Below are 8,987 nucleotides of genomic sequence, written 5' to 3' on the forward strand. Positions count from 1 at the left end.
GCGCCACCGGCGTTCGCGGCCACCGCGCCGTCTGCCTTGTCGCCCCTGTCTCCGTCACCACCGCCGCCGGCCCCCCGTGCCGCGGCCCCGGCCGCCGCGCCGGTGGCTCCGCCGCTGAGCGAAGAAGCCGTCGTGCAACGCGTGCTGGCCGACGTGCAGCGCCAGCTCGACCTCGTCTTCGAATACAAGCTGCGCGAATTGCTGACGCCGGCGCTCGCGCGCATCGCCGATTCGCTGATCCGCGACACCCGCAACGAACTCGCGACGACGCTGCGCGAGGTCGTCACCCGCGCGGTCGCGCAAGAGCTGCATCGCCATCGCGGCCGTTGATGGGTTCCCAGCCACGCGGCTAGTTGGAAACCCTATCAACGCGGCCCGGTTCTTGCTCGTTGAGTGGCCATGCCGCAGCGAGCCCAACCCCTGTTCCCCTGAGGACATCGCGCGACGAGCCCCGAGGATTCCCGCAATGGAGGCGGTTTTTTTTGGGTTAACGTTGCGCCCGCTGAGGCTGACTCCTCACTCGTCATTCAAGTCTTTTCCAACCCCCGGAGGTTTTTGCATGCAATACAAATTCAATGTCCTGGTCGCCGCCGCCGTGACCCTGTTCGCCGGTGCGGTGTCCGCCCAGGAAGTCGTGAAGATCGGCCACGTTGCCCCGACGAGCGGCGGCATCGCCCACCTCGGCAAGGACAACGAAAACGGCGCGCGCATGGCCATTGACGAACTGAACGCCAAGGGCGTGACGATCGGCGGCAAGAAGGTCAAGCTCGAGCTGCAGGCTGAAGACGATGCCGGCGATCCGAAGCAAGGCACGGCCGTCGCCCAGAAGCTGGTCGACTCCAAGGTCAACGGCGTGATCGGCCACCTGAACTCGGGCACGTCGATCCCGGCCTCCAAGATCTACAGCGACGCCGGCATTCCGCAGATCAGCCCGTCGGCCACCAACCCCAAGTTCACCCGCAACGGCTACAAGACCACGTTCCGCGTGGTGGCTGACGACGTGCACCTGGGTGGCACGCTGGGCCGCTATGCCGTCAAGGAACTGAAGGGCAAGTCGATCGCCGTCATCGACGACCGCACGGCCTACGGCCAGGGCGTTGCCGACGAGTTCGAAAAGGGCGTCAAGGGCGCGGGCGGTGCAGTCCAGTCGCACCAGTTCACGACCGACAAGGCGACCGACTTCACCGCCATCCTGACCCAGATCAAGTCGAAGAACCCCGACGTGGTGTTCTACGGCGGCATGGACGCCGTGGCCGGCCCGATGATCCGCCAGATGAAGCAACTGGGCATCACTGCCAAGTTCATGGGCGGCGACGGCATCTGCTCGGGCGAACTGCCGAAGCTGGCTGCCGGCGCGATGGCCGACGGCCAGGTCGTCTGCGCTGAAGCCGGTGGTGTCGAAGGCACGCAGAAGGTCGGCATGGAGAAGTTCCGTGAAGACTACAAGAAGAAGTTCAACACCGAAGTGCAGATCTATTCGCCGTACGTCTACGACGCCGTCAACGTGATGGTCGCCGCGATGGTCAAGGCCGGTTCTGCCGACCCGGCCAAGTACCTGCCGGTGCTGGCCAAGACCGACGGCTACAAGGGCGTGACGGGCACGATCTCGTTCGACGAGAAGGGCGACGTCAAGAACGGCGCGCTGACGCTCTTCACCTACAAGGGTGAAAAGCGCGAGCAGATCGCCGTCGTGCGCTGATCGGTTTTCCGTTCACTGCCAGACCGAAGGGACGCCGCGAGGCGTCCCTTTTTTTCGTTGGCTTGTCCGGCATCTCGTGGATCGACGGTGCGTGGATGCTCAGATCGCGAAGCCTTCGATGAGCAGATGCGGAACGGCAGCGAAGTGTTTGACGTTGCCGGTCAGCACGGGTTGCCCATGTTCCAGCGCCGTTGCAGCAATCAGCGCATCGCCCATCTGCAGCCCATGGCTGAGGGTCAGTGACTCCATCAGAGCGATCGCACTTCACGATGGGGTTCATTCGGGTCTCCTCTTGCAGTGCTGCGAGCCCTGACGAGCCGACAGCGGGATCGAAGATGGCATGCCTGCCCCTCCCGGAGGAGGCGGATCCCGCCGCCCGAGGCTATGCTGCAAGCCCCACTTCCCGGAGGAATCCCGATGAAGAAGAAAGCCTCGACCCCGGCGCGCAGCGCCAAGGAGCGCCAGCGCGCCCCGCTGGTCACGCCGACCGACCTGAAGGCCGGCGCCACCCGCGACATCGCCGCCGCGATGAACGGCATCCTGGCCGACGTGTTCGCGCTGTACCTGAAGACCAAGAACTTCCACTGGCACATGAGCGGCCCGCACTTCCGCGACTACCACGTGATGCTCGACGAGCAGGCCGACCAGCTCTACGCGATGACCGATCCGATCGCCGAGCGCGTGCGCAAGGTCGGCGGCACCACGCTGCGCTCGATCGGGCACATCGCGCGCTCGCAACGCATCCTCGACAACGACGCCGAGTACGTCGAGCCGTCGGACATGCTGGCCGAGCTGCGCGAAGACAACAAGACGCTGGTCGCCGAACTGCGCCAGGCCCACGGCGTCTGCGACGAGCACCAGGACATCGCGACCGCCAGCCTGATCGAGGTGTGGATCGACGAGAGCGAGCGCCGCACCTGGTTCCTGTTCGAGGCCGGCCGCTCGGGCGACAGCGGCGGGCACTGAAGCTCTCCAGGCTTCGCGCGGGCGGCACGCTTCGTGCAATATCCCGGGCCATGAGCCTCCCCAGTGCCCCCGCCGAAGCCCCGCTGCCACTGCCGCCGGTCCAGCGCCACACGCCGTTCGAGGACGCGCAAGCCATCTTCACCGGCACGCTGTTCGTCTCGCTGGCGCTGATCCTGTTCGCGCAGGTCGGGCTGCTGACCGGCGGCACGGCCGGCGTCGCCTTCGTGCTGCACTACGCGACCGGCATCGGCCTGGGCAAGCTGTTCTTCGCGATCAACCTGCCGTTCTACTGGTTCGCGTGGCGCCGCATGGGTCGCGAGTTCACGCTGAAGACCTTCGTCGCGATCACGCTGCTGTCGCTGATGACGGAATGGTCGCCGCAGCTGTTCGCGATCGAGCGGCTGCACCCGGCCTACGCCGCCGTGCTGGGCGGGCTGCTGCTCGGCTCGGGGTGCCTGTTCCTGGCGCGCCACCGGGCCAGCCTGGGCGGCGCCACCATCGTGTCGTTGTACCTGCAGCAGTCACGCGGCTGGCGGGCCGGCAAGGTGCAGATGGTCGTCGACTGCAGCGTCGTGCTGCTGGCGCTGACGGTGGTCGACCCGGCGCGCGTCGCCTGGTCGGTGCTCGCGGCCGTCGTGATGAACCTGTTCATCGCGGTCAACCACAAGCCGGGGCGCTATGCCGTGTTGTGAGCCGGCCGTGCCGTGATCGGCCACCCGCTGATCAGCGGTGCGTCTCGCGGTCCAGCCCGCGGTCGGGCGATTCGAAATGCTGCTGCCGGCCCGGTTGCGGCTCGATCAGCTCCTCGATGATCAGCCGCCCGAACTTCTGCGCCCGCGCGGCGTTGTGTTCGATCGCCACCTGCGTGATCAGCTCTTCGTGGTCGCTCTTCGGCCACAGCACGACCACGTAGCCGTGCCCCTGCTCGGCGAGCGCGAGGTGCGTCTTCAGCAGGTTCAGGTCCTGCCCGATCGACGCCAGCGCCCCGGCGTGGTCGATGTTGGTCTGCATCTGGCGCTGCATCTGCTGCGGCGAGAACACCAGCAGTTCGCTTTCCTGGAAACCGGCGTCGAGCAGCGCATTCAGCGCGCCCTGCAGGTCGTCCGCCTCCTGGAAGGCCATGAAGATCTTGTTCTCCGGTGGCAGCACGCCATCGCTGCGGATCGGGCTCGCGACGGCATTCGGGATGTCGTGGTGGATGGTCTGGCTCATGGCACCTCCAGAGGGTCGGGCACCGCGACGGCGGTGGGTGAGGGTGATGACACCCGGGAAGCGGTCGGTGCCGGCTTGGCCGGCCCGGGAAAATCGTCGACGCGGATCACCTTCGTGGCCGCGCGCAGGTATGCGAGCGCCGCGCCGGGGTTGCGCGAATGGCTGGCCACGTCTTCCAGCGAATGGTTGTGGCGCAGCGCCTGGTTCAACTGGCCGGCCTCGTCGCCGAGCGCGAGCGCCTGGTCGAGCGCGTCCTTCAGGTCGCGCAAGCCGCCGGACCGCGGCGTGCCGACATCGATGCACAGCCGTGCCAGCACCGCCGGCTCGTCGCGCAGCGATTCGGCCAGCGCCACCAGGTCGCGGTCGCGCAACGGCGCCAGGTGCCGCGTGCCGCTCAGCAGCAGCGGCGCGAGCGCGCGCAGCGGGGCCGACGGCAGGTTGGCGTACAGGTCGCGCAGCGTGGCGGCGGCCTGGTCGAGCTGCACGCGGATGGCGGCGCGCGCGATCGGCAGCAGCGCCGGATCGGCCTCCTGCTCGTAGCGCCACACGCTGGCCGACGCGAGGTACAGGTTCGACAGCACGTCGCCGAGCCGCGCCGACAGCAGCTCCATGCGCTTCAGCTTGCCGCCGAGCAGGCCCATCGCCAGGTCGGCGGTCAACGCGTACTTGGCCGACACGCGGGCGATCAGCCGCGCTTCCTTCTGCAGGCCCTTCGGCACGCGGCCGCGCAGCGGGGCGCTCGTCAGGCTCGCCCACAGGTTGCGCAGCACATGCCGGCCGTGCGCCAGCAGCGCGGTGCCCAGGGCCTCGGCATCGTCGGCCTGCACCGCGGCCATCTCGTCGAGCACATGCGGATGGCAACGCACGGCGCCCTGGCCGAAGATGATCAGCGAGCGCGTCAGGATGTTGGCGCCTTCCACCGTGATCGCGATCGGCGCCTGGCGGTAGGCCGCCCCCAGCAGGTTGCTCGGGCCGGAGATGATGCCCTTGCCGCCGAGCACGTCCATGCCGTGCACCACCGCGCGACGGCCGGCTTCTGTCAGGTGCACCTTCAGGATCGCGCTCGCGACGCTGGGCCGCTGCCCGGCATCGAGCGCCGCGGCGGTGTAGCGGCGCGCGGCGTCGGTGGCGTACAGGTCGGCTGCGGTGCGGGCGAGCAGCGCGGCGATGGCATGGAACTTCGCGATCGGCAGGCCGAACTGTTCGCGGATCTGCCCGTAGCCGCTCATCACGAACAGCGCGGTCTGCTGCATCGCAGCGCCCATCGCCGGCAGCGAGATCGCACGGCCGGCCGCCAGGCATTCCATCAGCATCCGCCAGCCCTGGCCGACCTGCTGCTCGCCGCCGATCACCCAGTCCATCGGCACGAACACGTTCTCGCCGCGCACCGGTCCGTTCATGAAGGCCGAGTCCATCGGCCGGTGCCGGCGGCCGATCTCCATGCCCGGCGTCGGCACCGGCAGCAATGCGCAGGTGATGCCGAGCTCCTGCTCGCCCTCGGGCCGTGTCGGATCGATCGCCTGGAAGGCCAGGCCGACCACCGTCGCCACCGGCGCGAGCGTGATGTAGCGCTTGTCGAAGGTGACGCTGAAGCCGCGCACGCGACGGCCGTCGATCACCCGCTCGGTCAGCACGCCGCGGTCGGGGATGGAGGCGGCGTCGGAGCCGGCATACGGCGAGGTCAGCCCGAAGCAGGGCAGGTCGCGGCCATCGGCCAGGCGCTCAAGGTAGTGGGTCTTCTGCGCCTCGGTGCCGTAGTGCAGCAGCAACTCGGCCGGACCGAGCGAGTTCGGCACCATCACCGTGACGGCGGCCGCGACGTTGACGCTCGCGATGCGCGCCACCACGGTGGCATGCGCATGGTGGCTGAAGCCGAGCCCGCCGTGCTCGGTCGGGATGATCATCCCGAAGAAGCGGTGCCGGCGCAGGTGCTGCCACACCGCGGCGGGCAGGTCGCCTTCGGTGTCGATCGAGAAGTCGTCGAGCATGCCGATCAGGTCGCGCACCGGGCCGTCGAGGAAGGCATGCTCGGCGGGCGTCAGCCGGTTCGGCGGGATCGCGAGGAGCGCGTCGAAATCGGGGCGGCCCGCGAACAGCTGGCCCTCGAAACCCACGGTGCCGGCCTCGAGCGCGGCGCGTTCGGTGTCGCCCATCGCGGGCAGGGCCTTGCTGAAGAACGGCATCGCCGAGCGGCCGAGGAAGCTGGTCAGGCCCATCGAGGGTCTCCGTGCAGACGAGATGCTGCATGGTCGAGCCTGCCGAGGTGCGAATCTGCCGGACGGCACCGGCTTGGCGGGTCGGACAGCGCTCACACGAGAGCGGCCTGCCCGGTGCCGCAGGCCGCCGTCACATCGGCGGTGCGAACCCGTTGCGCCCCGCGATCACCCTCAGTGCGGTCGGCTTGCCGTCGCGCAGCTGCGCGGTGACCAGCACCTTCGCGCCCGGCACCAGCAGCGCACGGTCGCCCGGCTTCACGGTGACGACCGGCACGCCTTCCGGCACCAGCACCTTCTTCTCGCCATCCTTGTAGCGCAGCGTCAGCGTGCGGCCTTTGGCTTGGCCGACCACGTCGGCGACGGTCGCATTGGTCATCGTGCTGCCCGGCTGCAGGTCCCATGGGTAGTGGCCTTCACCGCTGCCGCGCGCCTGCTCGGGGAACACCAGCACTTCCAGCGCCTGCAGCGTGCCGTCGGCCTGCGGCATCGCCGCGGTGCCGATGTAGCTGCCGGCCTGGATGCTGGCCAGCTCGGTCGGCACGACCTCGTTGACGGCGAAGGTGTCGGCGAGCGCGAGGCGCAGCACCTCGCCGCTGCGCTCCTTCACGACCAGCGTGGTGTTGTCGAACGACTCGATGGTGCCGCGCAGGCGCTGCGGGGCAGCGGGTGTCTGTGCATGCGAGACCGTGACGGCGAGTGTCAGCAGCGCCGTGGCGAAGGAGCGAGCAAGCAGGGTCATGGCAGTGTCCGGTTGAAGTTCAGTCGGGGTACAGGCCGTGTACGCGCCCGAACAGCCTTGTCATCCCGAGCAGTGCATCGATGTTGGGTGTTGCGAGCCCCAGGCGCTGCGCGATCTCGCGCACCGCGCCGACCAGCGCATCGAGCTCGATGCCGCGCCCGGCCTCCACGTCCTGCAGCATCGAGGTCTTGAACGCGCCGAGCTTGCGGGTGACCTGCTGGCGGTCTTCGGGGGTCTGCGCGATCGCACAGCCGATGCGCGCGCCGATCGCCGAGGCCTCGCGCATCGCGTTGGCGCAGAAGGTCAGCAGCAGCGGATCGTCGAGCACGCGGTCGACGGTGGCGCCGGTGATCGCCGACACCGGGTTCATCGTCATGTTGCCCCACAATTTGTACCAGATGTCCTGGCGCACGCTGGCCGACACCGTGACGTCGAAGCCGGCCTGGGCCAGCAGCGCGCCGACCTCGCGGGCGCGTGCCGATTCGCGGCCGCCGGGCTCGCCGATGATCAGCCCCTGGCCCATCTTGTGCTCGACCAGGCCGGGCTCGGGGCTGGTGGTGGCCGCATGCACGACGCAGCCGAGCACCTGTTCATGCGGAATCTTCGCGGCGATGCGCCCGCCCGGGTCGACGCTTTCGAGCGGCGCGTCGCCGATCGCCGCGATGCCGCGGCCGAACCACCAAGGTACGCCGTTCATCGCCGGCAGCACCACGGTGTGCGGACCGAGCAGCGGCGCAAGCTGACCGGCCACCCCGGCGAGCGCCGGGCCCTTGACGGCGATGACGACCAGGTCTTGCAGGCCGAGTTCGGCCGCATCGGCGGTGGCGTTGACCGGCCCGGTGACGAGCTGGCCGCCTTGCCGCAGCCGCCAGCCGTGCTCGCGCAGCGACTGCAGCGTCGCGCCTCGGGCCACGGCGCTGACCTGCGCCGTCGTGTTCGCCGCGAGCCGCGCGCCGATGAACCCGCCGATCGCGCCGGCCCCGTAGATGCACACCTTCATCGCTGCCCCTTTTCTGAACGAGGGGGCATTCTGCGACAGGCGCTACTTTCGCGCCTTCGGGGGCTTTGACTTCGACTTGCCCGGCGCGGCGATCGCCAGCTGCTTCGCGATGCCGGCATGGAAGCGCTCGATCTCGTCGGCGGTGGCGAGCGACGTGGGCAGCTCCAGCTCGACGCGGTGCAGCGTCTGCGCCGGCCCGGCGCGCAGCATCGCGACGGGGCCGATGCGGCGCGAGCCGGCGGGCAGGTCGACCTGGACGCCGACCACGCGGCCGGCCTCGGTGATCACGGTGGCGGTGTTCATCGCGTTCAGCTCCATTCGGCAATGCTGAGGTTGTAGTGGATCGCCGCCGCTCCGGCGTTGCGGATGTTGACGGTGTAGTGGATGCCGTCGGTCTCGCCGTTCGAGCGGGCGACGACGCCCTGGCTGACGGTGACCAGTTCGACGTTGAACTGCGGCTCCTGGATGTTGGGCGCCGCGATCGCGACGCCGACATCGCGGCCGAAGCCGTCGAACACGTATTCCCAGTGGTGCGTGCCGCCGGGTGCGAGGGTCACGATGCCGCCGACGTTGCGATACAAGGCCATGCAGAGGCTCCCGTTGTTGCAGAGGACCTGCCACGGTAGCGGCGCCAGCCGCCGCGTCCATACCGAAACTTAATGACGCACGCTGTCTTGTCGGTACTCCTGTCGGTACTCGAACCGCAACCCGCCGCCGGGCGCCGTGTCCAGCGTGATCTGCCCGCCCAGCCGCTGCGCGATGCCGCGTGCGATCGACAAGCCCAGCCCGCTGCCGGTCGGCTGCGTGCCGACCACCCGGTAGAACGCATCGAACACCCGCTCGCGCTGGTCCGGCGGGATGCCGCGGCCGGTGTCGTCGACGCGCAGCAGCGCGTGGCCGTCGGCGCGTTCGATGCTCACGTCGACGCGCCCGCCGGCCGGCGTGTAGCGCACCGCGTTGTCGACCGCGTTGCGCACCAGCGTGTGCAGGTCGACCGGCGTGCCGGCGACATGCACCGCATCGAGCCGAGTGACGCCCAGGTCGACGTTGCCGGCCTCGGCCATCGCGACCAGGTCGGACACCACCTCGCGCACCACCTCGTGCAGCGCGACCGGCGGCTGCGCTGCCGCATCGCGCGCGCCACCCACGCCGGGC

General features: G+C 69.3%; 12 protein-coding genes. 4 read left to right on the plus strand and 8 right to left on the minus strand.

What is annotated here, in order from left to right; genetic code table 11:
- The coding region (locus ACXJLU_RS31605) for a hypothetical protein (RefSeq protein ID WP_457337716.1) at positions 1–330 on the plus strand (330 nt) is incomplete at its 5' end.
- 229 nt (positions 331–559) lie between these two features.
- Positions 560–1,699: a branched-chain amino acid ABC transporter substrate-binding protein gene (locus ACXJLU_RS31610; RefSeq protein ID WP_073468087.1), complete on the plus strand. Its 1,140-nt coding sequence runs from the start codon at positions 560–562 to the stop codon at positions 1,697–1,699.
- Between the two features lie 99 nt (positions 1,700–1,798).
- Here ACXJLU_RS31610 and ACXJLU_RS31615 read toward each other — a convergent pair whose 3' ends face one another.
- Positions 1,799–1,948 carry a PIN domain-containing protein gene (locus ACXJLU_RS31615; RefSeq protein WP_457337717.1) on the minus strand — a complete coding sequence of 50 codons (150 nt, stop codon included), beginning with the start codon at positions 1,946–1,948 and terminating at the stop codon, positions 1,799–1,801.
- Positions 1,949–2,116: 168 nt separating this feature from the next.
- On the opposite strand from ACXJLU_RS31615, the gene ACXJLU_RS31620 reads away from it, so the two are divergent.
- Both ACXJLU_RS31620 and ACXJLU_RS31625 read left to right on the plus strand, forming a co-directional pair.
- Positions 2,117–2,665: a Dps family protein gene (locus ACXJLU_RS31620; protein WP_457337718.1), complete on the plus strand. Its 549-nt coding sequence runs from the start codon at positions 2,117–2,119 to the stop codon at positions 2,663–2,665.
- Between the two features lie 50 nt (positions 2,666–2,715).
- A complete protein-coding gene (locus tag ACXJLU_RS31625; protein ID WP_073468085.1) occupies positions 2,716–3,357 on the plus strand; it encodes a YitT family protein in 642 nt (213 codons plus the stop codon).
- A 31-nt stretch (positions 3,358–3,388) separates the two neighbouring features.
- Here ACXJLU_RS31625 and ACXJLU_RS31630 read toward each other — a convergent pair whose 3' ends face one another.
- The 7 genes from ACXJLU_RS31630 to ACXJLU_RS31660 form a co-directional block, all read right to left on the minus strand.
- Positions 3,389–3,877 carry a hypothetical protein gene (locus ACXJLU_RS31630; RefSeq protein WP_073468084.1) on the minus strand — a complete coding sequence of 163 codons (489 nt, stop codon included), beginning with the start codon at positions 3,875–3,877 and terminating at the stop codon, positions 3,389–3,391.
- Positions 3,874–6,093 carry an acyl-CoA dehydrogenase gene (locus ACXJLU_RS31635; RefSeq protein ID WP_457337719.1) on the minus strand — a complete coding sequence of 740 codons (2,220 nt, stop codon included), beginning with the start codon at positions 6,091–6,093 and terminating at the stop codon, positions 3,874–3,876. The genes ACXJLU_RS31630 and ACXJLU_RS31635 overlap by 4 nt, the downstream gene beginning before the upstream one ends.
- Positions 6,094–6,223: 130 nt before the next feature.
- On the minus strand, positions 6,224–6,832 hold the full coding sequence (locus tag ACXJLU_RS31640; protein ID WP_457337720.1) for a hypothetical protein: 609 nt from the start codon (positions 6,830–6,832) through the stop codon (positions 6,224–6,226).
- Positions 6,833–6,851: 19 nt separating this feature from the next.
- Positions 6,852–7,832, minus strand: a complete 981-nt coding sequence (locus tag ACXJLU_RS31645; protein WP_457337721.1) for a 2-dehydropantoate 2-reductase — start codon at positions 7,830–7,832, stop codon at positions 6,852–6,854.
- 42 nt (positions 7,833–7,874) lie between these two features.
- On the minus strand, positions 7,875–8,135 hold the full coding sequence (locus tag ACXJLU_RS31650) for a hypothetical protein (protein ID WP_457337722.1): 261 nt from the start codon (positions 8,133–8,135) through the stop codon (positions 7,875–7,877).
- Between the two features lie 5 nt (positions 8,136–8,140).
- Complete coding sequence (locus ACXJLU_RS31655) at positions 8,141–8,419, minus strand: hypothetical protein (RefSeq protein WP_457337723.1); 279 nt, start codon at positions 8,417–8,419, stop codon at positions 8,141–8,143.
- Positions 8,420–8,488: 69 nt separating this feature from the next.
- The coding region (locus ACXJLU_RS31660) for a sensor histidine kinase (RefSeq protein WP_457337724.1) at positions 8,489–8,987 on the minus strand (499 nt) is incomplete at its 5' end.

Source organism: Rhizobacter sp. P5_C2 (assembly GCF_054049715.1).

Coding starts and splice junctions, on each gene's coding strand:
- ACXJLU_RS31635 (WP_457337719.1), bottom strand. CDS start 6,093: ATGGGCCTGACCAGCTTCCTCGGCCGCTCGGCGATGCCGTTCTTCAGC.
- ACXJLU_RS31655 (WP_457337723.1), bottom strand. CDS start 8,419: ATGGCCTTGTATCGCAACGTCGGCGGCATCGTGACCCTCGCACCCGGC.
- ACXJLU_RS31640 (WP_457337720.1), bottom strand. CDS start 6,832: ATGACCCTGCTTGCTCGCTCCTTCGCCACGGCGCTGCTGACACTCGCC.
- ACXJLU_RS31625 (WP_073468085.1), top strand. CDS start 2,716: ATGAGCCTCCCCAGTGCCCCCGCCGAAGCCCCGCTGCCACTGCCGCCG.
- ACXJLU_RS31610 (WP_073468087.1), top strand. CDS start 560: ATGCAATACAAATTCAATGTCCTGGTCGCCGCCGCCGTGACCCTGTTC.
- ACXJLU_RS31650 (WP_457337722.1), bottom strand. CDS start 8,135: ATGAACACCGCCACCGTGATCACCGAGGCCGGCCGCGTGGTCGGCGTC.
- ACXJLU_RS31620 (WP_457337718.1), top strand. CDS start 2,117: ATGAAGAAGAAAGCCTCGACCCCGGCGCGCAGCGCCAAGGAGCGCCAG.
- ACXJLU_RS31615 (WP_457337717.1), bottom strand. CDS start 1,948: ATGGAGTCACTGACCCTCAGCCATGGGCTGCAGATGGGCGATGCGCTG.
- ACXJLU_RS31645 (WP_457337721.1), bottom strand. CDS start 7,832: ATGAAGGTGTGCATCTACGGGGCCGGCGCGATCGGCGGGTTCATCGGC.
- ACXJLU_RS31630 (WP_073468084.1), bottom strand. CDS start 3,877: ATGAGCCAGACCATCCACCACGACATCCCGAATGCCGTCGCGAGCCCG.